Source organism: Hypericibacter adhaerens (assembly GCF_008728835.1).
Taxonomy (GTDB): Bacteria; Pseudomonadota; Alphaproteobacteria; order Dongiales; family Dongiaceae; genus Hypericibacter; species Hypericibacter adhaerens.
This window is the reverse complement of the sequence record NZ_CP042582.1, coordinates 495,414-517,305: the sequence shown is the minus strand read 5'-3', so window position 1 is coordinate 517,305 and position 21,892 is coordinate 495,414. Positions and strand designations below refer to the sequence as shown.

The following is a 21,892-nucleotide window of genomic DNA, read 5'->3' as shown; positions in this document are numbered from 1 at the left end:
GAGCCGGACCGATCATGTTCGCCTATATCGTCCGCCGCCTGCTGCTGATCATCCCGACCCTGTTCGGGATCATGGTCATCAATTTCGCCATCGTGCAGGTGGCGCCGGGCGGGCCCGTGGAGCAGACCATCGCCGAGCTCGAGGGACGGGGCATCTCCGCGACCGCGCGCATCAGCAGCGGCGGCGGCGAGACCGTCGGCGGCGGCGGGAGCGAGAACAGCCATTATCGCGGTGCGCGCGGCCTCGATCCCGAGTTCGTGAAGGAGATCGAGAAGCTCTACGGCTTCGACAAGCCGCCCGTCGAGCGCTTCATCGACATGATGAAGCATTATGTGCGGTTCGATTTCGGCGACAGCTTCTTCAAGGGCCGGCCCGTGGTCGATCTCGTGATCGAGAAGTTCCCCGTCTCGATCTCGCTCGGTCTCTGGACCACGCTGCTCATGTATCTCATCTCCATCCCGCTCGGCATCAAGAAGGCCGTAAAGGACGGATCGCGTTTCGACATCTGGACCAGCGTCGTCATCATCACCGGCAATGCCATCCCCTCCTTCCTGTTCGCGGTGCTGCTGATCGTGCTCTTCGCTGGCGGCAGCTTCGTCCAATGGTTTCCCCTGCGGGGCCTGGTCTCCGACAACTGGACCGACCTCGCCTGGCCGCAACGGATCCTGGATTATTTCTGGCATCTGGCGCTACCCCTGGCGGCGCTCCTGGTCGGCAGCTTCGCCAGCCTGACCATGCTGACCAAGAACTCCTTCCTCGAGCAGATCAACCAGCAATATGTGATCACCGCGCGGGCCAAGGGCCTGACCGAGCGGCGCGTGCTCTATGGCCATGTGTTCCGCAACGCGATGCTGATCGTGATCGCGGGCTTCCCCTCCGCCTTCATCGGGATCCTATTCACCTCCTCGCTCCTGATCGAGATCATCTTCTCGCTCGACGGTCTGGGGCAGCTCGGCTACGAGGCCGTCATCAACCGCGACTATCCGATCGTGTTCGCCACCACCTACTTCTTCACCCTGCTGGGGCTGGTGATGAATCTCGTGGGCGACATCACCTACACGCTGGTCGATCCCCGCATCGATTTCGAGAGCCGCCGCGTATGAGCGCCGCCGAGGGAACGACCGCGCCGCCCCCGGCTGCTGCTCCCGGCTCGGCCCTGGCCCGCAGCTATGCCGACCGGTTCCTGGGCTTCCGCATCACGCCTTTGACGCGCCGGCGCCTGCGGAACTTCCGTGCCAACAAGCGCGGCTTCTGGTCGCTCTGGATCTTCCTGGTTCTCTTCGGCCTCAGCCTGGGGGCCGAGCTGATCGCGAACGACCGGCCGATCGTCGTCTATCACGACGGTCACCTGTTCTTCCCCGTCTTCGCCAACTATCCGGAGACGGCCTATGGCGGCGTGTTCGAGACCAACACGGTCTATACCGATCCCTTCGTGAAGAAGCTGCTCTCGGACAAGGGCTGGGCGGTCTGGCCGCTCATTCCCTATTCCTACGACACGGTGATCTACGACCTGCCGGATCCCGCACCGACGCCGCCTTCCTTGCAGCAATGGCTCGGCACCGACGACCAGGCCCGCGATGTCGTGGCCCGCGTGATCTACGGTTTCCGCATCTCGGTCGCCTTCGGCCTGATCCTGACCTTCTTCAGCACCATCATCGGCGTGATCGCGGGCGCGGTGCAGGGCTATTTCGGCGGCCTGCTCGACATCACCTTCCAGCGCGTGATCGAGATCTGGAGCGGCCTGCCGACGCTCTACATGCTGATCATCCTGGCCAGCGTCATCACGCCGAACTTCTGGTGGCTCCTGGGGCTGCTGCTGCTCTTCAGCTGGACCTGGCCCGTCGCCGTGGTGCGGGCGGAATTCCTGCGCGCGCGCAACTTCGAATATGTGCGCGCCGCCCATGCGCTCGGCGTGCGCGACCGGACCATCATGTTCCGCCATCTTTTGCCCAACGCGATGGTGGCGATGCTGACCTTCCTGCCCTTCACGCTCGGCGGCTCGGTCACGGTGCTGACTTCGCTGGACTTCCTGGGGTTCGGCCTGCCGGCGGGCTCCGCCTCCCTGGGCGAGCTCCTCAACCAGGGCAAGGCCAATCTTCAGGCGCCCTGGCTGGGATTCACCGGCTTCTTCATCATCGCCTTCGTGCTGACGCTGCTGGTCTTCATCGGCGAGGCGGTGCGCGATGCCTTCGATCCGCGCAAGACCCTCGTATGAGCGCAGCCGATCCCACATCCGGCCCGGCCACCGGACCCTTGCTGCAGGTCAAGGATCTCTCGACCCATTTCGGCGAGGGCGCGCGGCTGGTGAAGGCGGTCGATCACGCCAGCTTCACCATCGATCGCGGCCGCACCCTGGCGCTGGTGGGCGAGAGCGGCTCGGGCAAATCGGTGACGGCGCTCTCGATCATGCGCCTCCTGCCCTACCCCGTGGCGCGCCACCCTTCGGGCAGCATCCTCTTCAAGGGCCAGGAGCTGATCGGCGCGCCGGAATCCGCGATGCGAGCCTTACGCGGCAACCAGATCTCGATGATCTTCCAGGAGCCGATGACCTCGCTCAACCCGCTCCACACCATCGAGAAGCAGGTCAACGAGGTGCTGCTGGTCCATAAGGGCCTGGCACCCGCGGCCGCGCGGGCACGCACGCTCGAGCTCCTGCGCCTGGTGCGCCTGCCCAACCCCGAGACGCGGCTCAACGCCTATCCGCACGAGCTCTCGGGCGGCCAGCGCCAGCGCGTCATGATCGCGATGGCGCTCGCCAACGAGCCCGACCTCCTGATCGCCGACGAGCCGACGACGGCGCTCGACGTCACGATCCAGGCGCAGATCCTGAAGCTCCTGAAGGAGCTGCAGGCCAAGCTCGGCATGGCGCTGCTGCTGATCACCCACGATCTCAGCATCGTGCGCAAGGTGGCCGACGATGTCTGCATCATGACGCAGGGGCAGATCGTCGAGCAGGGCCCGGTCGCGACCGTCTTCAAGGCGCCGCAGCACGCCTATACCCGCAAGCTGCTGGCGGCCGAGCCCAAGCGCAAATCCGCGATCCGACCGGCCGAGGGCGCGCCGCTGGTGACGGGATCGGACATCAAGGTCTGGTTCCCGATCAGGCAGGGCCTGCTGCGCCGGACCGTCGATTACATCAAGGCGATCGACGGGGTGAGCCTCGCGCTGCATGAGGGCCGCACGGTCGGCGTGGTGGGCGAGAGCGGCTCGGGCAAGACGACGCTGGGGCTGGCGCTGCTGCGGCTCATCAAGAGCGAAGGCCCCATCGCCTTCCTGGGCAAGCGCATCGACGGGCTCTCCGGCGGCGCCCTGCGGCCGTTGCGCCAGGAGATGCAGGTGGTGTTTCAGGACCCCTACGGCTCGCTCTCGCCGCGCCTCTCGATCGGCGAGATCGTGGCCGAGGGCCTCACGGTGCATCGCCTCGCCAAGAGCGAGGAGGAAGCCAATGCCCGCATCGTCGAGGCGCTCCAGGAGGTGGGGCTCGATCCCGAGAGCCGCTTCCGCTATCCGCACGAGTTCTCGGGCGGCCAGCGCCAGCGCATCGCGATCGCGCGCGCCATGGTGCTGAAGCCGCGCTTCGTCGTGCTGGACGAGCCGACCTCGGCGCTCGACATGTCGGTCCAGGCGCAGATCGTCGACCTCCTGGCCGAGCTGCAGCGCCGGCACCGCCTCGCCTATCTCTTCATCAGCCACGACCTGCGCGTGGTGCGGGCGCTCGCCGACGAGATCATGGTGCTCAAGGACGGCAAGGTGGTCGAGCACGGCGCCGCCGACCAGGTGCTGACCAGCCCGCGCGAGGACTATACCAAGGCCCTGATGGCCGCCGCCTTCGAGCTCGAGACGGCGCAGCCGGGCGTGGTGAAGCAGTGAGGGTGCGAATTTCCGAGATCGAGTCTGCCCCCTCCCTGACCCTCCCCCTAAATGGGGGAGGGGATTATCGTCGGCTTCGCGCTCTTGTCCCCTCCCCCCTCGAGGGGGAGGGATAGGGAGGGGGCTGCTCGGCCTTCGCCCCATCTCGCTCCCCTCAGCTCCATCACCAAGGATCCCGCATGGTCATTCTCTTCAACAGCCCCAACGACGATGCCGGCGAGTTCGAGGCCTGGCGCCTGCCGCTGAAGGCGGCGGATTCCGCGATCGATCTGCGCTTCTGGCCGGATGTGGGGCGGGTGGAGGATATCGAGTATGCGCTGGTCTGGCTGCCGAAGCCCGGCGACATGCAGCGCTATCCCAACCTCAAGGTGATCTTCAATCTGGGGGCGGGCGTCGACAAGCTCCTGGCCGACAAGACCCTGCCCTTCCACGTTCCGATCGTGCGGCTGGTCGATCCGGGCCTCACCGCCGGCATGACGGAATACGTGCTGCTCCACACGCTGCGCCATCATCGCGGCCAGCATGTGCTCGACCAGCAACAGAAACAGCGCGTCTGGCGCCAGAAGCTGTTCCCGCTCGCCAAGGACCGCAAGGTCGGGATCCTGGGGCTGGGCGTGCTGGGCGCCGACGCGGCGGCCAAGCTGTCGGCACTCGATTTCGACGTGGCCGGCTGGAGCCGCCAGCCGAAATCGCTGCCGGGCGTGAAGAGCTATCATGGCGAGGAGGGGCTGAAGGCCTTCCTCGCGCGCACCGAGATCCTGGTCTGCCTGCTGCCGCTGACGCCCGAGACGCGCGGCATCCTCGATGCGAAGCTCCTGGCGCAGCTCCCCAAAGGCGCCTGCCTCATCAATGCGGGGCGCGGCGGCCATCTGGTCGATGCCGACCTGATCGCGGCGCTCGACAGCGGCCATATCGCCCATGCGACGCTCGACGTCTTCCACCAGGAGCCGCTGCCGGCGGACCATCCCTTCTGGGTCCATCCGCAGGTCACGGTGACGCCGCACGTGGCGAGCCTGACCCAGCCCGAGACCGCGATCCCGGTGGTGCTCGAGGGCATCAAGCTCCACAAGGCGGGCCGGCCCATCCCCAACACGGTCGATCTGAAAAAGGGCTACTAGCCACCGGCAAGCAAGCAGCCGGGCGCGCCACCGGAACCACGTGCGAGTTATGCTGTCTTGTGGGTTCTTATTTTGTTCTTTACATTCTTTGCGTGTTCTGATAGGATTTTATGCAACTCAATCCTTGAAGGGGCATAAATGCCAGACCCTATCGACACGGCGACGGGCGAACTCACGCTCGTGCCCGATCCGCGGTTTCGCCTGCAGTGGCCCATCACGGCGGCTTTTCGGGAGAGGATCGGCAACGAGGAGTCCCGCGGCAGCGGCGGCTATCTCGCGCGCAATGGCGACGCGCTCGGAGCCTATCAATTGAGGCCGATCGCACTCCAAGACATCGGATGGCGCGACGATAACGGCAACTGGACGGAGAAATCCGGCGTCGCCAACGACAACGATTTCCTGTTCAGCCCGCTCAAGCAGGAAATCGCGCTGAAGGAGTTTCTTCTGCACAATCGACGATTGCTCGGAGCCAACGACTTCGCCGTGCCGATCGGGCAGGTGGTTCGAGGCATCAAAGGCGACTTCACGATCACCGAGAACGGCCTTGCCGCCGCCATGCATCGGGGAGGAGCGCCAGCGGTCAAGAGATATCTCAAGTTCCTGGCGGAGCAGGGATGGGTCAGCGACGAGACCAAGTTTCCCTCGGATTGGGCAGACAAATTCAAGCCTATCGAGACGCGGCTGCGCAAATTCGCCGATATTCCCTATCTGCGGCCGCACGGCCACTAAGGACGCGGACGACAATGTTCCGATCATTGCTCGTTGCCGCATTGATGGCGGTCGGGCTGGAAGCCTCGACCCTTCAGGCCGCACCGATCGGATCGGAGGTTCCCGTTTCGCTTCAGCCCGGCGAGCCGCCGGACGGTGCCTGGCCCGTTGCACGGCGAGACCTATGGTCCGATGACATCGACTCGTCGGGAGCGGCCGCGATATCGAAAGATTTCCTGGATCGGCTCGACGACATCATCAAGCGCGGCGATGCTCGCGACCGCAACGAAGCGTTGGCCTTCCTTTTTCAACATTACATCTACTGGGGCCGTCTTGATCTCGATGGCAAGGGCGCCGACGAGATGATGGTTTGGATCGGCGTGCCGGGAGCCTGCGGCTCAGCCGGTTGCGACGCCACCATCCTTGGCCGGCGGCCGCGCGGATGGGAGGGCGTCGCGGGCTTCTTCCTGGAAGAGCCCACAGGCAATCTCTGCTACTCGCATGCCGGTCCCGACGGTTATCCGATGCTTCGCAGCCGCCGAGAAGCGGTCTGGTGGACCGGCACGAAATTCGACACGATCTGCTACCTGGCTTGCAACGGCTGGGGCGATCCCTACGGCGAAAGTCCGGAAGAACTCGCCACCTATACGGCCGAAGAGCTCAAGATCCGCGACCAGCTTCGGCAGCTTGCCTGGTGCGGCGCGGACCAGGCGAACTGACGCCACATCGATCCCTCACGATCTTCACGAACGACGGCGCGCCGGTTTCGCGGGCTTGCGCGTTTCCTTCCCGGCTGGCGGCGGTACCAGATGACCCAGCCGCAGCGCCATGCCGGTTTTCACCGTGCGGATCGCGAAATTCGAGCTTACTCGCGCCCGGGGACCGTCTTTCCGACAGCATCACCCGCCTCCGGCTCCTCCAGCGTGCGCTCGATCGCGTCGCCCAGGTCGCTCATGAAGACGGCGCCCTTGACCGTGCGCTGCACCAGCACATTGCGCCGGTCGGCCTCGTCCTCCTTGCGCCGCGCGAAGCCCAGCCGCTCGAGCCGGTCGAGAGCGCGGCAGACCGCGGGCTTCGACATGCCGAGCCCCGCCGCCAGTCCCCGCACCGTGTGCGGTCCCTCCGCGATATAGAGCGTCGCCAGCAATGCCAGCTGGCGTTGTGTCAGCTCGCCCGTCGGCGGGCCCATCCCCGTCAGCAGCAGGCGACGCCACAAGGCCAGGGCCTCGTTGCGCCCCAGCGCCATCGCTCTCGTCCCGTCCTGTTCCCGCCTGTCAGCGCCGCGCTCGCCGGCGCGCCGGGGCCCGCCGCTTCGCGGCCGCGGGCTTGCGCGCCGGCGTCGGCACGGCACTCGTCAGGGCCGAGGCCGGGGCCTCGCCCTTGGCATTCCCGCTTCCCGCGGCCAGATGCGCGATATGCGCATAGACGGCGCGCAGGCCCATCGCGTCGGCGCCCTCGGGCCGGCCGGGGCGGTTGCGGCTGTTGGCCGCCATGATATCGAAATGGACCCAGGGCGTGGTCGGCCGCACGAACTCGGCGAGGAAGAGCGCCGCGGTGATGGCGCCGGCGAAGCCGCCATCGCCGACATTGTTGATGTCGGCGATCTTGCTGTCGAGCATGCGCCGATAGGGCCGATGCAGCGGCAGCCGCCAGAAGGGCTCCTGGTTCTCGACCGCGAGCTTGAGCAGCGCGTCGGCGGTCTCGTCATGGTTGGAGAAGAGCGCCGGCAGCTCCGGCCCCAGCGCCACGCGCGCCGCCCCGGTGAGGGTGGCGAAATCGACGATCAGCGCCGGATCGTCGCGGTCGGCCTCGGTCAGCGCGTCGGAGAGGATGAGCCGGCCTTCGGCGTCGGTGTTCCCGACCTCGACCGAGATGCCTTTCCGGGTCTTGAGGATGTCGAGCGGATGGAAGGCGTTGCCCGACACCGCGTTCTCGACCGCCGGCACCAGCACCCGGAGCTGCACCGGCAGCTCCGTCTCCATGATCATGCGCGCCAGCCCCAGCACATGGGCGGCGCCGCCCATATCCTTCTTCATCTGCAGCATGCCCGAGGCGGGCTTGAGATCGAGGCCGCCGGAATCGAAGCAGACTCCCTTGCCCACCAGCGCGATCTTCGGGCCCTTCGCGCCCCATCTGATGTCGACCAGGCGCGGCGCCCGCGAGGAGGCGCGGCCGACCGCATGCACGGACGGGTAATCGGCCTTCAGCAGCGCATCGCCGACGATCACGTTGAACTTCGCGCCGTGGGCCTTGGCCAGTTTCTCCGCCTCGGCCGCGAGCTCCGCCGGTCCCATATCGTCGGCCGGCGTGTTGATCATGTCGCGCACCCAGTAGATGGCGCCCGCCATGCTCTCGACCTTGGCGCGGTTCGCGTTCTTCGGCCAGACCAGCTTCGCCGGCTCGCGCTTGGGCTTGCGATAGCGATCGAAGGAATAGGCGCCGAGCGCCCAGGCGAGCGCGGCGGCGCTGGCCTGCAACGGCGTCAGCGGCGCCTCGATGCGATAGCGCCCCTCGGGAATGCTCAGCGGCAAGGCGCCCCAGGACCAGAGATCGAGCCCGTCATCGAGGATCAGGAGAACCGAGCCGATGCCGCCGTCGCGCGCCGGCAGCAGCAGATGGCGCGACGGCTCGGCCTTGAAGTCGGTCGCCTCGATCCATTTGCGCAAGGTCCCGTTCTGGCCCTTGAGCCAGTTGCGGTATTGCGACCGTGCCACGGGATGAATGATCGCGGGCTTACCCGCGGCGCGGTCGGTGAGCGCAGAAATCTCGGCCATGATGTCCTCGGAGGGAATGACGATCGGTGCCCCAGGAAGCGAGTCGCCAGCATGGCCCGCCGGACCCGTGCTGAAAAGAGGGGCTGACGCCGAAACCCCGGCCCCGCCCCGCTTCGCCCCCCACCTTGCCTCACCGGGGACCCTCGGGCTTACTGGAGCCCCTTTTTCCGGACCCTCGGGATCGCCCTCATGACCGACATGACGCTCTATATCGCCAACAAGAACTACTCCTCCTGGTCGCTGCGGCCCTGGCTGGCGATGAAGCAGGCGGGCCTGGGCTTCCGCGAGGTGCTGATTCCGCTCGACCTGCCCGATACGCAAACGAAAATCAAAGCCTTCTCCGGTTCCGGCAAGGTGCCGTTCCTGGAGCATGGGGCGGTCCGCATCTGGGAGTCCCTGGCGATCTGCGAATATGCGGCGGAGATCGGGCCCCGGGCGCGGCTCTGGCCGGAAGATCCCGTCGTGCGCGCCCATGCGCGGGCCGTCGCGACGGAGATGCATGGCGGCTTCGCCGAATTGCGCCGCAACATGCCGATGGATATCCGGAGCCGCTGGCCGGAGCGCAACCGCCAGTCCCACTGCGCCGCCGACATCGAGCGGGTCGTGGCGCTCTGGCGCGAGGCGCGCGAGCGCTTCGGCAAGGCCGGCGCCAACGGCAAGGGCGATTTCCTCTATGGCGGCTTCACCATCGCCGACGCGATGTATGCGCCGGTGACGACCCGCTTCGTCACCTATGGCGCCACCCTCGACCCGGCGTCCATGGCCTATATCGAGGCGGTCAACAGCCTGCCGGCGATGCGCGAATGGACCGAGGCCGCCCGGCAGGAGCCCTGGGAGATCACCTACCCGGTGTTCCGGCAGGCGTGATGGAGGTCCACCCTGCTTCACCCGGTTGTCCCTCTCCCGTGAGGGCAGAACAATCGCATGCGGCAACTGGCATCGACCTTTTATCCCCTCCCCCGGAACGGGGGAGGGCGAGGGAGGGGGAAGACGCGATAAAGGAAACAGCGCAAAGCTGCTTCGTTCCGGCTTCATCCATCGAGCAGCCCCCTCCCTGGCCCTCCCCCGAAAGCGGGGGAGGGGATGAGATCGCGCCATGACCACCGAGCCGCCCTCGGAACGGTCGGGCCTGCATCTGCCGCTTCGGCGCTGGCCGCTGCATCTCTCGATCAAGTTCCTGCCGACCGCGATCGGTCCGACCGCCATCTGGCTGGTGCTGGTGGTGAGCACGCTCGCGGCGCGGCCGCCCTTGGCGAGCCTCGACAGCCTGGTGCTGGCCCAGGCCTGGTGGCAATGGTCCGGGAACAATGCCGACCTGATCGAGGCTTTCGCGCGCCACCCGCCGCTGCTGGCCTGGCTGATCCAGGCCGGCTGGTGGCTGTTCGGCACCAGCGAGCTCTGGGCGCGGCTGGTGGGGCCTCTCTTCGCGCTCGGCACCATCCTCACGGCGGGGCCGGTCGCCCGCCTGCTCTGGCCGCGCCGGCCGCAGACCCTCGCCACGGCGCCCATCGTTCTGGTGGGCTTCGGCGGCTTTGCCGGCTCGCTCGCCCTCACCTTGCCCGACCTGGCCCTCGCGGCCTTCCTCTTGGGCGCCATCGCCGGTCTCGGGCTGGTGCTGCACCGCCAGCCGCTGTTCGGCTGGGCCGTCTATGGCACGGCCCTGGGCCTGGCGATCCTGGCCCGCGGCGGGGCCGGCCTGCTCTATATCCTGCCCCTGATCCTGGTGCTGCCCTGGCTCGATCCCGTGCAACGCCCGCGCCCCCTGCCCTGGCTGGCTGGCGTGGCCGGCGCGCTGGCGCTGGCGGCGCTCATGCAGCTTCCCTGGCTGCTGCGCCTTCCCGACCCGCTGGCGGCCCTCCTCGCCGATCCCTCCCGCTATCCCGGCGCGCCGCTGCGCCCGCCCGAGCGCCCGTTCTACTGGCTGCTGCTGCTGGCGCCCGCCCTTCTGCATCCCTGGGCCTGGTGGAAGCCGATCTGGCGCGCCATGCGCAACCAGACCCGGATGCCGATCGATGACGGGCTGCGCCTGATCCTGGTCGCAGTGGGGGCCGCCCTTCTCGCAAGCTTCCTGACCGAGGGCCGCTCCTCCTACGGGCTGGTGCCGGCGCTGGCACCCCTGGCGCTCCTGGCGGCAAGGCTGCTGACGGTGCAGGCCAACAAGCCGACGGACTATCACGCGGCCCTGCCGACGGCCCCGATCCTGCTGGCGGGGCTTCTGTTCTTCCTGCTCAACATCGTGCCGGTCGCCCATCTCGACGCGGTCTGGCGCCAGTTCGTGAGCCCGACCGGCCTGCCGATCTGGCTCGGCGGCACCGGCCTGATCTCAGGCCTCGTGCTGCTGGGCGGTGCCTATCTGGTCGGCCAGGCAGCGCCGCGGGCACTCCAGGCCCGCATGATGCAGCTCGCGCTCCTGCCCACGCTCGTGGTGGTGAGCTTCAACATCGAGTTCGCCCAGTCCCTGCGGCCCTTCTTCGACATCACGCCGCTGGCCGAGCAGATCTACGAGCTCCAACAATCGGGACGGGGCGTGGCCCTGCTCGGGCGCTATCGCGGCGAGTACGATTTCCTCGGCCGGCTCGACCAGCCGGTCACGGTGTTCGCCAGCGCCGGCGCGGCGCTCGGCTGGGCGGCGCAGAATCCCGACGGCGTGGTGCTGTCCTATTTCCAGGGCGGGGTGCTGCGCCTGCCGCTGCGCCCGCTCATGCTGGGGGCGGCCGGCGACAATTGGGCCGCCTTCTGGCCGGCGAGCGACGTGGTCGCCACGAACGGCGCGGTGCTGGCGCAGCGGTTTTGATTACTGCGCCGCGGGGGCCTCGCCCTTCGACATGTCGGCGATGCGCTGGTCGAGCGTCTGGATCAGGCCATCGAAGCCCCTCGAGCCCATCACGTCGATGAACTCCGAGCGATAGACCGAGAGCTGGCTGATCGAGCCCTTGAGATAGACATCGATGATCTTGAGCTGGCCCTGGTCGGGGCGCAGCAGATAGTCGATGCGGATCGGATCGCCGCTGGCGCTGGCGATCTGATTCTTCACCAGCACCGTGTTCTGGGCCTTCTGCTCCTCGCCCAGGATTTCGAAGCGCTGATCCTTGAAGCCGTCGAGGCGGGCGGCATAGGTCGCGGTCGAATAGCGCCGGAAGGTGTCGACCAGCGTCTGCTTCTGCGCGTCGGTCAGGTTCTGCCACTGGCCGCCCATGGCGACCCGCGACATCAGCGTGAAATCGAAGGCATCGGCCACGACCGGCTCGAGCTGCTTGTAGCGGCCCTCATAGCCCAGCGTGGCGGCGTTCTGCATGACCTGCAGGAAGGCGCCGTTCAGCTTCCCGATCACGTCGCCCGCGGGCGTCGCAACCGCCCGGGCCGGGCCTGCCAGCGCCAGGACGATGGCCAGCGCGAGGCCGATGCTGAAAACGGGAAGGAAACGGCGGGGATGGGCTGTCATGGTTCCTTTGGCTCTCTGTCGTGCGCTCGCGTGGTCGTCCCCATCGGCCCAGGGTCGGGCCGGCGCCACCGGACGGCTTGGTTCCGATCGGATCGGTAAAAAGTCCCCAGCGGCCATCCCCTGCTGCCGGTTAGACAAATGCCGCCCCCTCGGGTGCCTCTTTTGGAGGCGTCCGACGGTGGCGGCGCGACATATAGGCATGCCCCACCGCTTTGCGCAACCTTGCCACCCGACTTGAGCCCTGGGCAAAAATGCCGCATTTCCCGGGATTTGGCTATTTCCCCTCGATGCAACGGGTTGATTTGCCGGCGCTTCTATGGTCCCAATGCGGACAGGGGGATGGACGTCCGCAAGGGCGGTGGCTAGAAGCTTAATAGTTGAGCCAGGGGGTTGGCCTTAACCTATGACGGAACCCCGCTCGCGAGGACCCGCGGGCCTTCATCCTCGAGGATAGTCGCCAGTGAGTGGAGCCCATCCGAAGATGCGCGTGATTCTGGCCCAGCCCCGCGGCTTTTGCGCCGGCGTCGAGCGCGCCGTGGAGATCGTCGAGCTGGCGATCCGCAAATATGGGCCGCCCGTCTATGTGCGCCATGAGATCGTCCACAACAAACGGGTCGTGGAGAAGCTGCGCTCGATCGGCGCGCGTTTCGTCGACGAGCTCGACGAGATTCCCGACGGCGCGATCACGGTGTTCTCGGCCCACGGTGTGGCGCAGAAGGTCGCCGACGATGCGGGCCTGCGCGATCTGCCGGTGATCGACGCCACCTGCCCGCTGGTCGCCAAGGTGCATCGCGAAGGCCAGCGCTATGCCGAGCAGGGCTATGACGTGATCCTGATCGGCCATGAGGGCCATCCCGAGGTCGAAGGCACGCGCGGACGCATCCCGGGCGGCGTGCATCTGGTCTCCTCCGTCGACGATGTCGACCGGCTGCGGGTGCGCGACCCGGCCAAGGTTTCCTACATCACCCAGACGACGCTGTCGGTCGACGATACCCGCGTCATCATCGACAAGCTGAAGCAGCGCTTTCCGCAGGTCGCCGGCCCCGACGTGCGCGACATCTGCTACGCGACGCAGAACCGCCAGCAGGCGGTGCATCTCCTGGCCCAGCATGTGGGCGTGATCCTGGTGGTGGGCTCGCCCAACAGCTCGAACTCCAACCGGCTGCGCGAGATCGCGGCCGAAATGGGCATCGCCAGCTACCTGATCGACACGGCCGACGACATCAACCCGGCCTGGTTCGCCAACGTGGACGCCGTCGGCGTCACCGCCGGCGCCTCGGCGCCGGAAGAGCTGGTGCAGGAGGTGCTCAACCGCCTGGGCCAGATCACGCCGGTCGAGATCGAGAATCTCGAGGGCGTCGAGGAGAACGTTCGCTTCAAGCTGCCCGAGATGCTGTGGGACGTCGCCGGTTCGCCCTACGGGCGGATGGGCCGGCCGCAGCCCCGCGAAAGCGAGCGCAACAGCGCCCCAACCCCGGCCGAATGACCCCTCCGCCCGCCAGCCGCCCCAAGAGATCGTCGCCGCATCCCTCGACCAGGAGAGCCGCGTGTCCGTTCCGTTGATCCAGAAGATCCATGTCGGTACCTACCTGATGAAGCAGCGCTTCCAGGGCAAGAAGCGCTATCCGCTGGTGCTGATGCTGGAGCCGCTCTTCCGCTGCAATCTCGCCTGCGCCGGCTGCGGCAAGATCGACTATCCGGACGACATCCTGAACCGGCGCCTGTCGGTCGAGGAATGCGTGGGTGCGGCCGAGGAATGCGGCGCGCCGATCGTCTCGATCGCCGGCGGCGAGCCGCTGCTGCACAAGGAGATGCCGAAGGTCGTGGCCGAGCTGGTGAAGCGCCGGCGCTTCATCTATCTCTGCACCAACGCGCTGCTGCTCGAGAAGAAGATCGACCAGTTCACGCCCAGCCCCTATCTCTGCTTCTCGATCCATCTCGACGGCGACCGCGCGCGCCACGACAAGGTGGTCTGCCAGGAGGGCGTCTATGACAAGGCGGTCGCGGCGATCAAGACCGCGCGCGCCAAGGGCTTCCGCGTCAACGTCAATTGCACCCTCTTCGACGGCGAGGCGCCCGAGCATGTGGCCCACTTCCTCGACACCGCGATGGAGATGGGCGTCAGCGGCGTGACCATCTCGCCGGGCTATGCCTATGAGCGCGCGCCCGACCAGCAGCATTTCCTCAAGCGCAGCCAGACCAAGCAGCTCTTCCGCGACGTGTTCCGCCGCGGCAAGGGCAAGGGCTGGCGCCTGAACCAGTCGGCGCTGTTCCTCGACTTCCTCGCCGGCAACCAGACCTATCACTGCACGCCCTGGGGCAACCCGACGCGCAACGTGTTCGGCTGGCAGAAGCCCTGCTACCTCCTGGGCGAAGGCCATGTCGCGACCTTCCGCGAGCTGATGGAGGAGACGGACTGGGACCGCTACGGCACCGGCAACTACGAGAAGTGCGCCGACTGCATGGTCCATTGCGGTTACGAGGCGACGGCCGTCAACGACACGCTGGCGCATCCCATGAAGGCGATGATGGCGGCGATCCGCGGGCCGAAGACCGACGGTCCGATGGCGCCCGAGATCGAGCTCGACAAGGCGCGGCCGGCCGAGTTCGTGTTCGAGCGCCAGCTCAGGCACAACATGGACAAGTTCCAGGCCGAGAAGGAAACCTCAGCCAAGGCCCCGGGCGAGCGCCGCAGCAGCGCGGCCTAGGCTCGCCCGCGCGCGGCGCGCATCGCGCGCCAGCGCCAGCAATCCCAAAATCTCGCCGGGGCGGCGCAGCAGCGCCCCCATCAGCGCGCCCAGGCGAAGCCCGCCATCGGGTCCCAGCGCCACCAGGGCCGCCCGCGGCAGATCGCGCTCCGCCGGATCGAGCACGACCCTGAGCGCCGCCATCGGCCGGCCCGCTCCGGCCGTGGCGCGCATGACGCCGTGGCTTTCCATGTCGACGGCATGCGCCTCGGTGCCCAGGGCCAGCCGCGCCTTGTCGGCGGCGGTCGCCACGGCCTGGTCGCTGCCGGCGATCGAGCAGAGGTGATAGGAGAGCTTCGCCGCCGCCAGCGCGCCCGCCAGGGCCGCCACCAGATCGTCGTCGCAGCCGGCGGTCTTGCCGTCGGGCATGACGATGCTCTCGGCGAGAAGGATGGTGCCGGGCGCCATCCGCGCCAGAAGCGCCCCGCAATAGCCCAGGCTGACCAGCCCGTCGCAGCCGCGCCCGATCAAGGCCTGGGCCGCTTTCTCCGCGCGCCCCGCATCGGCGCCCGCGATCTCGACCGAACCCGCGGCGGCCGGAAAGCGCCGCAGGAGCAGACGCGCCTCGGCGGCGAAGCCGACGACGAAGCCGAGGTGGTGGTGAGCGGGAATGGCGGCGCTAGGAGCGGCCGTGCTCTTCAGGGCCGGGCGTCGAGGTTCCACCATTTCTTTTCTTCCCCTCCCCCCTTGAGGGGGAGGCTGGGGTGGGGGGTGGCCACGGGCTCGATGCGGATCATGTTCGCACTGCGGAAAGCTCTTCCGACACCGCGTTCTTCGATCACCCCCCACCCTAACCTCCCCCTCAAGGTGTTCAGACCGGGGACATCGAGGACACCCGTTCGGGGACATCGAGGACAGTATGAGTGATGTGCTGTCGCAGGTCGACCTGCGACAGCACGTGGCTTCGGTAGCAGAGATCGAAGACACCGTCGGTGGTAGTGGCGCGCAACGCCAGGCGCCGACCGACGAAGGCCTTCGAGCAGTTGATCTGACGGCCCTTGAAGCTGATCCAGCCGGTGTCGTGCACCTTGCGGAGCTGGGCCTGGGGCTCGTATTCGGGCGGGTCGATCCGCTCGGGCATGGGCCGGGGGCTCATCCGGTAGCGCGAGGCCGGGGGTTCCAGGCCGAGGGCCTCGTGCGGACGCTTGGCGTTGTAGACCTCGCGCCAGTGGTCGAAGGCGGCCTGGGCGCCGGCCAGGTCCTGGAGCGGCCATCTGTCCAGCAGTTCGGCCTTCAGCGTGCGGTGGAAGCGCTCGTCCTTGCCCTGGGTCTGAGGGTGGTAGGGCCGGCCATGGCAGACGCCCACGCCCAGATCCATGAGCCAGACGGTGAGCCGGGTGTGGCGCTCCGGGCCTGCTGTGCCCCAGGGTGCACCGTTGTCGGCCAGCAGGCGCAGCGGCAGGCCGTAGCGGCGGAACACCCCGGTGAGACGCTCGCGCACGGTCGTCTCTCGTTCGTCGCCGCAGGCGCCGATCGCCAGCGCATAGCGGGAGTGGTCGTCCAGCACGGTGAGCGGGTGGCAGCGACCGGTCCCCAAGGCGAAGTGGCCCTTGAAGTCCATCTGCCAGAGATCGTTGGGCGCTTCGTGCTCGAAGCGCACCCAGTCCCTGGCCTCGCCGGCGCCAGGCCCATCCAGCTTGCCGTGCCGGCGCAAGATCGCCGTCACCGTCGAGGCGGCCGGCGCGTCCCGGCCCTCGCGCTGCAGCACCTTGCGGATCTTCCGCCCACCCCACGCCGGGTGCTCCGCGCGCACCGCCAGCACCTCGGCCTCCAGCTCGCCCGGCGTCCGGCCAGGGCTCGACCGCGGCCGGCGCGAACGCTCCTGGAGCCCAGGCGCTCCCTCCGCCTCGAAGCGCCTCAGCCACTTGTAACCGTCCGACCGGCTTACGCCAAAGCGACGGCACAGCTCGCTGAAATTGCACCCCGGCGCTTGCGCCAGACGGACAAATTCCACTCGACGATCCAAGGCAGACCCCCACGGCATCCAGGTTCCCCTTCTCCGACCTCAGTCGGATCAGGGTGTCCTCGATGTCCCCGAACACCTGTCCTCGATGTCCCCGGTCTGTACACAAGGGGGGAGGGGAAGAAAGTGAGGCAAGAGGTGTCTTTTCTCTTTCACCCAAACGTCGGTCGGATTCCTACATCCCCCACTTTACAGTCCGCTCATTGGCGCGCAGGAGATTGCCGTAGCGGGCCAGCGCCCAGAGCGGGAAATAGGCCGCGTAGCCGTGATAGCGCAGATAGAAGACGCGCGGAAAACCCACGGCCGTGAACCAGGGCTCGGTCCAGCGCGCGCCTTCGCGCGGTGCGGCGAGCAGGTAATCGACGCCGCGGCGCACCGCGGGATCCTCGACATCGCCCGTCGCCATCAGCGCCAGCGCCGCCCAGGCGGTCTGGGAGGGCGTCGATTCCTTCGCCTCCGCCCGGCGCTCCTGCCAGTAGGTGGCGCCGTCCTCGCCCCAGCCGCCGTCTTCGCGCTGGCGCGACTTGAGCCAGGCGACGGCGCGGCGGATATAGGGCGCCTGCATGTCCTCGCCCACGATATTGAGGGCGCAGAGCACCGACCAGGTGCCGTAGATGTAGTTGGTGCCCCAACGTCCGAACCAGGAACCGTCCGGCTGCTGCTCGCGCTTGAGATAGTCGATGGCGCGCGCCACGGCAGGATGGTCGCGGCCATGGCCGATCTGCGCCAGGTAGCTCAGCACGCGCGCGGTCACGTCCTCGGTCGGCGGATCGAGCAGCGCCCCGTGATCGGCGAAGGGGATATGGTTCAGATAATAATGCGTGTTGTCGGCATCGAAGGCGCCCCAGCCGCCGTTCTTGCTCTGCATGCCGATCAGCCACTCGGTGGCGCGGTCGAGCGCCGCCTGGATGCGGGGATCGGTGGCGGCGCGCCCCGAGCGCGCCAGCGCCATGCCGACGACCGCCGTGTCGTCGACGTCGGGATAATGCGCGTTGCGATACTGGAAGGCCCAGCCGCCCGGCCGCACATCGGGCCGGCGCGAGGTCCAGTCGCCGCGGACATCGAGGATCTGGCGCTCGAGCAGCCAGTCGACGGTCTTGTCGAATTTGGGATCGGTGCCGCCGGCGCCCGCTTCCATCAGCGCATGCCAGGCGAGCCCCGTGTCCCAGATCGGCGACAGACAGGGCTGGCAGTAGCCCTCGCGCTCGTTCTTCACCAGGAGCTTGCGGACCGAGGCCATGGCGATCGCGCGGTGCGGATGGTCCTTGGGGTAGCCCAGCGTGTCGAACGCCATCACCGCATTGGCCATGGCCGGAAAGATGGCGCCCAGCCCGTCATCGCCATTGAGGCGCGGCACGATGAAGTCGACCGCGCGCTGGATCGCGCGCTTTCGCATCGCAGCCGGGAAATGCGGCTCGACCAGGCGCAGGACGCGGTCGAGCCAGAGGAAGGCCTCGCCGATCCATTTGCCGGTCGGGTTGACCAGGTAATGGCGCTCCGCCTCGGGCGGCGTGACGAAGAGCTCGCGGATATGGACGCGCTTGGGATTGCGGGCGCGCGGGCGCTTGGCCATGAGCACCAGGAGCGGTGCGATCACCGTGCGCGACCAGTAGGCGACCTTGTCGAGATGGAACGGGAACCATTTCGGCAGGATCATGATCTCGACCGGCATCACCGGCACCGCGCGCCAGGGCACCTGCTCGAAAAGCGCGAGCGCCATGCGGGTGAAGACATTCGCGCGCGCGGCGCCGCCACGGGCCAGGATCGCCTCGCGGGCACGGCGCATATGCGGCGCCTCGATATCGTCGCCCGCGAGCTTCAGCGCGTAATAGGCCTTGACCGAGGCGCTGATATTGAGGTCGCCCTCGTGGAACAGCGGCCAGCCGCCATGGCTGCCCTGGATGCGCCGCAGATAGCGCGCCAAGTCCTGCTCCAGAGGCTCGTCGATCTCGTCGAGGAAATGCTCGAGCAGGATGTATTCGGCCGGGATCGTGGCGTCCGCCTCGAGCTCGAAGCACCATTCGCCATCCCGCTGCTGCAGGCCGAACAGCGCCGCGGTCTGCGCGGCGACGATGCCGTCGACGCGGCCCAGCAGCGTGGGATCGAGGCGCGCCGAGGCCGGGCCCGTTTCGTCCGACGACGTGCCCAGCGGCGGCAAGGTGGATTGGGGCGTTCTGTCGTCCATCCCGTGATCAGTTCGCGGCGGGCACGGCGCCGAGCGCCGAAATTTCGGCGACTGGCGGCGGCGTCATGAGGCTGGCGAGGGGTCCCGTCGACGCCGCCGACGCGGTCTTCGCCCGGCGGTCCGGCACCGCGGCAGCGCCGGCGGCGAGAGCGGCCGCCGTCACGCCGGAGCGGATGGCGCCCTCGATCGTGGCCGGCAGCCCGGTGTCGGTCCAATCGCCCGCGAGCCACAGATTGTCAAGCCGCCCCGCCGCCGCGGGGCGCCGTGCGATCTGGGCCGGCGTCTGGGCGAAGGTCGCCTGCTTCTCCTTGACGATGCGCCAGGCCGGCAGGGGCGCCTTAGGCTCGCCCATCGCCGCCGCGACATCGGCCCAGAGACGCGGCGCCAGCGCCTCGGCCGGCTCGTCGGCCAGCGCATCGGCGGCACTGACGGTGACGCTCGCCACATCGCCCCGGAAGAAGACCCAGTGCGCGGTGCCGCCCAGGAGGGCCAGGAAGGGAACGCCGTTGGCCGGCAGGTAAGGCCGCTTCAAGCGGTAATGGGCATTGACGATCGCCCGCATCTCGGTCGGCGCGGCCAGATCCGGCAGCAGCGACGCCGCGACCGGGGCCGGCACCGCCAGCACCAGGCGATCGGCCGGCCCCAGCGCGACGGTGGCGGCATTGAATTGCAAGGCTACGACGCGAGTGCCTTCAAGGGTCAGGCTGCGCAGCCTGGTTGCGAAGCGCGTCTCGACACCCAGCGCCGCGAGGCGCCGCAGCGCCGGCTCGATGAAGCTTTCCGACAGGCCTTCGCGCACGATGAGCGCGCGGCAATCCTGGCCGCCCTTGGCGAAGCTCAGGCCCAGCATGCGGCCGAGGAGCCAGGCCGAGCCTTCCTCAGGCGCGGTGTTGAGCACGGCCACCGACAAAGGCTCCACCAGGGCGCGATAGACCGGCCCGTCGGCCGGCGCCAGCGCCGCCACCGTGTCACGGCGCGTCGCCCGCATCAGGCGCCAGAGCACGGCATAATCGCGGAGACGGCTGCCCGGCACGCGCCGGCGGGTCGAGAACAGCCACCAGGGGATGCGTCCCGCATTGGGCCTGAGCGTGAAGCGCGCGCCGGTCGCCAGATCGAGATAGGGAAAGACCGGCTCCGCCTGTTCGATCAGGCTGTCGCGCGCGCCGATCGCGGTCAGGAAATCGAGCGCCGCGCGGTTGGCGCTGAAGAGCAGGTGATTGCCGTTGTCGATGCGCCGCCCGAGTTCGCGATCCTCGTAGGAGCGGCAGCGCCCGCCGGCATGGTTCGCGGCCTCGTGCAGCACGACCCGCTCGCCCGCCTCGGCCAGCCGCAGCGCGGCGCTGAGGCCCGCCAGGCCCGCGCCCACCACATGAACGGTGCCGCGCTCGGACGCCACGTCTGTCACCACACCAGCCGCGCCAGCGCGATGCGCAGCTTCTCGCCCTTGGAGAGACGCATCTTGGGCTCGAGACGGCGGAAACCCTCGGCCGTGAGCCGGGCCAGCAGGCGATGATAGATGCCCTCGATGATACGCGCGGGCGTCATGGCGCGATGCGGCAGCACGCGCAAGGCTTCGGCCGCCTCGGCGAAGCGGGTCTCCGCGACCTTCGCCACATCGAGACAGACCAGCGGCAGCGCCGGATGGGCCAGCGCCGAGGCCGGCAGCGGCGGCACGCTATGGCGCTGCAGCAGCTCGCGCGGCAGATAGAGCCTTCCATCGCGCGCATCCTCGGCCACGTCGCGCAAGAGGTTGGTGAGCTGCACCGCCTCGCCCAGCGCCGCCGCCAGCTTGTAGCCCTGGCGGTCGGGCGCCCCGAACACATGCACCGAGAGATGGCCCACGGCGCCGGCGACCCGGGCGCAATAGAGCCGCAAGGTGGACCAGTCGGGCGCCACCACCGGCCCATGCGCGTCCATCTCGCAGCCGTCGATCACGGCCAGGAAATCCTCGCGGCGGAGCGCGAAGCGACGGACCGGATCGACCAGCGCGCGCGCCACCGCGTGGGTCGGTCGGCCGGCATAGAGGCGCTCGATCTCGGCGCGCCATTCGGCGAGGCCCGCCTGCTTGCTCTCGAGCGGCGCCGGCTCGTCGGCGATGTCGTCCACCGCGCGGCAGAAGGCATAGATCGCGAACATGGCCTCGCGCTTGGCGCGCGGCAGCAGCCGCATCGACCAGTAGAAGGACGTGCCGGACCGCTCGACCCGTTCCGCCATCTCGGCGCGGTCGGCGTCATCCGTCCGCCATGTCTCTGTCGCCTGATCCGCCATCAGGAGGGAAACCCGCTTTCACCTTTGCCGGGCGGGAGAATAGCCCAGCGCATCCTTGTCACGAAACTCAATTGCTTTCGTCATTTCAATGACCTGCAAAGGCGGCACCGGCCGCCAGGGAATTCCCAGAAAGCTTTCGAATGGTGCCGGCGCCGGAGTGCCCCAAGCACCACACTTGGTGGAGCCGCGCTCGATAGACAGGTTGTGGCGTACAGAACGTCGCCCCTGCATCAATATGTTAATCTTAAAGTTGACAATTAGAGTCATTATGTCAACTTATAAATTGACATATTGTATAATTGTGTATGCTTATAAATAGACAAGACCGCAAGCTCCAATCGGTAGGGCAACATGACAGCCAAGGCCATCGCTCGGCAGCAATATCGGCGCATCGTCGATAACGCCGCCCGTCACGCCGATCTGCAGGTGCCTCTCGAAGGCTGGCTAAGGACGGTGCGCAAGGCGCTCGGGATGTCCGGGGCTCAGCTCGCGAGAAAGATCGGCGTCACGCGAGCCCGCATCGCGCAGGCCGAGCATGCCGAACTGGGCGGCGGTGCGACCCTGAAGTCCATGAAGGCCGCCGCCGAAGCCATGGGATGCCGTTTCGTCTATGCCATCGTCCCCGAAAAGCGCATCGACGACGTCATTACCGCTCAGGCTCGGAAAAAGGCCCTGGCCCTTGTCGGCATGGCCAGCACTCACATGGCCCTGGAAGGCCAAGCCCTACCGAATGACAAAATCGCACAGGAAGTCGATCGCCTCACCCGCGAGATTGCACGGGAGATGCCCCCCGATCTCTGGAACGACAAGTAACAGA

Annotated in this window: 19 protein-coding genes; 11 read left to right on the top strand and 8 right to left on the bottom strand. The window is 67.8% G+C overall.

The features are described 5' to 3' along the window. Positions 1 to 14 precede the first annotated feature (14 nt). The 6 genes from FRZ61_RS02280 (at position 15) to FRZ61_RS02255 (ending at position 6,415) form a co-directional block, all read left to right on the top strand. A complete protein-coding gene (locus tag FRZ61_RS02280; RefSeq protein WP_151114776.1) occupies positions 15 to 1,103 on the top strand; it encodes a microcin C ABC transporter permease YejB in 1,089 nt (362 codons plus the stop codon). Beyond that, positions 1,100 to 2,215 carry an ABC transporter permease gene (locus FRZ61_RS02275; protein WP_151114775.1) on the top strand — a complete coding sequence of 372 codons (1,116 nt, stop codon included), beginning with the start codon at positions 1,100 to 1,102 and terminating at the stop codon, positions 2,213 to 2,215. The genes FRZ61_RS02280 and FRZ61_RS02275 overlap by 4 nt, the downstream gene beginning before the upstream one ends. Beyond that, a complete protein-coding gene (locus FRZ61_RS02270; RefSeq protein WP_151114774.1) occupies positions 2,212 to 3,870 on the top strand; it encodes an ABC transporter ATP-binding protein in 1,659 nt (552 codons plus the stop codon). The genes FRZ61_RS02275 and FRZ61_RS02270 overlap by 4 nt, the downstream gene beginning before the upstream one ends. Positions 3,871 to 4,049: 179 nt before the next feature. Then, positions 4,050 to 4,988, top strand: coding sequence for a 2-hydroxyacid dehydrogenase (locus FRZ61_RS02265; RefSeq protein ID WP_151114773.1), 939 nt, complete (start codon positions 4,050 to 4,052; stop codon positions 4,986 to 4,988). A gap of 138 nt (positions 4,989 to 5,126) precedes the next feature. Then, positions 5,127 to 5,717, top strand: coding sequence for a hypothetical protein (locus tag FRZ61_RS02260; protein ID WP_151114771.1), 591 nt, complete (start codon positions 5,127 to 5,129; stop codon positions 5,715 to 5,717). 14 nt (positions 5,718 to 5,731) lie between these two features. Then, a complete protein-coding gene (locus FRZ61_RS02255; RefSeq protein ID WP_151114770.1) occupies positions 5,732 to 6,415 on the top strand; it encodes a hypothetical protein in 684 nt (227 codons plus the stop codon). Positions 6,416 to 6,561: 146 nt separating this feature from the next. Here FRZ61_RS02255 and FRZ61_RS02250 read toward each other — a convergent pair whose 3' ends face one another. Together FRZ61_RS02250 and FRZ61_RS02245 are read right to left on the bottom strand one after the other, a co-directional pair. After that, complete coding sequence (locus FRZ61_RS02250; protein ID WP_151114769.1) at positions 6,562 to 6,942, bottom strand: MarR family transcriptional regulator; 381 nt, start codon at positions 6,940 to 6,942, stop codon at positions 6,562 to 6,564. A gap of 28 nt (positions 6,943 to 6,970) precedes the next feature. Beyond that, positions 6,971 to 8,470 carry a leucyl aminopeptidase family protein gene (locus FRZ61_RS02245; protein ID WP_151114768.1) on the bottom strand — a complete coding sequence of 500 codons (1,500 nt, stop codon included), beginning with the start codon at positions 8,468 to 8,470 and terminating at the stop codon, positions 6,971 to 6,973. Positions 8,471 to 8,659: 189 nt separating this feature from the next. Between FRZ61_RS02245 and FRZ61_RS02240 the strand changes: the two genes are divergently transcribed. Together FRZ61_RS02240 and FRZ61_RS02235 are read left to right on the top strand one after the other, a co-directional pair. Next, a complete protein-coding gene (locus FRZ61_RS02240; protein ID WP_151114767.1) occupies positions 8,660 to 9,337 on the top strand; it encodes a glutathione S-transferase family protein in 678 nt (225 codons plus the stop codon). A gap of 229 nt (positions 9,338 to 9,566) precedes the next feature. Beyond that, positions 9,567 to 11,264, top strand: coding sequence for a glycosyltransferase family 39 protein (locus tag FRZ61_RS02235; RefSeq protein ID WP_151114765.1), 1,698 nt, complete (start codon positions 9,567 to 9,569; stop codon positions 11,262 to 11,264). Here FRZ61_RS02235 and FRZ61_RS02230 read toward each other — a convergent pair whose 3' ends face one another. After that, on the bottom strand, positions 11,265 to 11,912 hold the full coding sequence (locus FRZ61_RS02230) for an ABC transporter substrate-binding protein (RefSeq protein ID WP_191909260.1): 648 nt from the start codon (positions 11,910 to 11,912) through the stop codon (positions 11,265 to 11,267). A 481-nt stretch (positions 11,913 to 12,393) separates the two neighbouring features. Here FRZ61_RS02230 and ispH point away from each other — a divergent pair, with 481 nt between their 5' ends. Together ispH and hpnH are read left to right on the top strand one after the other, a co-directional pair. Further along, the gene (gene ispH, locus FRZ61_RS02225; protein WP_151114763.1) at positions 12,394 to 13,398 is read left to right on the top strand and encodes a 4-hydroxy-3-methylbut-2-enyl diphosphate reductase; all 1,005 of its coding nucleotides are present in this window, start codon (positions 12,394 to 12,396) and stop codon (positions 13,396 to 13,398) included. Between the two features lie 61 nt (positions 13,399 to 13,459). Beyond that, the gene (gene hpnH, locus FRZ61_RS02220) at positions 13,460 to 14,620 is read left to right on the top strand and encodes an adenosyl-hopene transferase HpnH (protein ID WP_151114762.1); all 1,161 of its coding nucleotides are present in this window, start codon (positions 13,460 to 13,462) and stop codon (positions 14,618 to 14,620) included. On the opposite strand, the gene FRZ61_RS02215 is transcribed toward hpnH, so the two are convergent. From FRZ61_RS02215 to hpnD, 5 genes are all read right to left on the bottom strand, one after another. Beyond that, positions 14,579 to 15,325 (bottom strand): phosphorylase family protein, encoded by a 747-nt coding sequence (locus FRZ61_RS02215; protein ID WP_191909259.1) that lies wholly within the window; start codon positions 15,323 to 15,325, stop codon positions 14,579 to 14,581. The two genes, hpnH and FRZ61_RS02215, sit on opposite strands and share 42 nt — an antisense overlap. A gap of 145 nt (positions 15,326 to 15,470) precedes the next feature. After that, the gene (locus FRZ61_RS02210) at positions 15,471 to 16,643 is read right to left on the bottom strand and encodes an IS481 family transposase (protein WP_151114759.1); all 1,173 of its coding nucleotides are present in this window, start codon (positions 16,641 to 16,643) and stop codon (positions 15,471 to 15,473) included. Between the two features lie 154 nt (positions 16,644 to 16,797). After that, on the bottom strand, positions 16,798 to 18,807 hold the full coding sequence (shc, locus tag FRZ61_RS02205) for a squalene--hopene cyclase (RefSeq protein WP_151114758.1): 2,010 nt from the start codon (positions 18,805 to 18,807) through the stop codon (positions 16,798 to 16,800). A 7-nt stretch (positions 18,808 to 18,814) separates the two neighbouring features. After that, positions 18,815 to 20,203, bottom strand: coding sequence for a hydroxysqualene dehydroxylase HpnE (hpnE, locus tag FRZ61_RS02200; RefSeq protein ID WP_151120640.1), 1,389 nt, complete (start codon positions 20,201 to 20,203; stop codon positions 18,815 to 18,817). A 5-nt stretch (positions 20,204 to 20,208) separates the two neighbouring features. Next, positions 20,209 to 21,075 (bottom strand): presqualene diphosphate synthase HpnD, encoded by an 867-nt coding sequence (gene hpnD / locus FRZ61_RS02195; RefSeq protein WP_151114757.1) that lies wholly within the window; start codon positions 21,073 to 21,075, stop codon positions 20,209 to 20,211. Between the two features lie 351 nt (positions 21,076 to 21,426). Between hpnD and FRZ61_RS02190 the strand changes: the two genes are divergently transcribed. Continuing rightward, a complete protein-coding gene (locus FRZ61_RS02190) occupies positions 21,427 to 21,888 on the top strand; it encodes a mobile mystery protein A (protein ID WP_151114756.1) in 462 nt (153 codons plus the stop codon). Positions 21,889 to 21,892 lie beyond the last annotated feature (4 nt).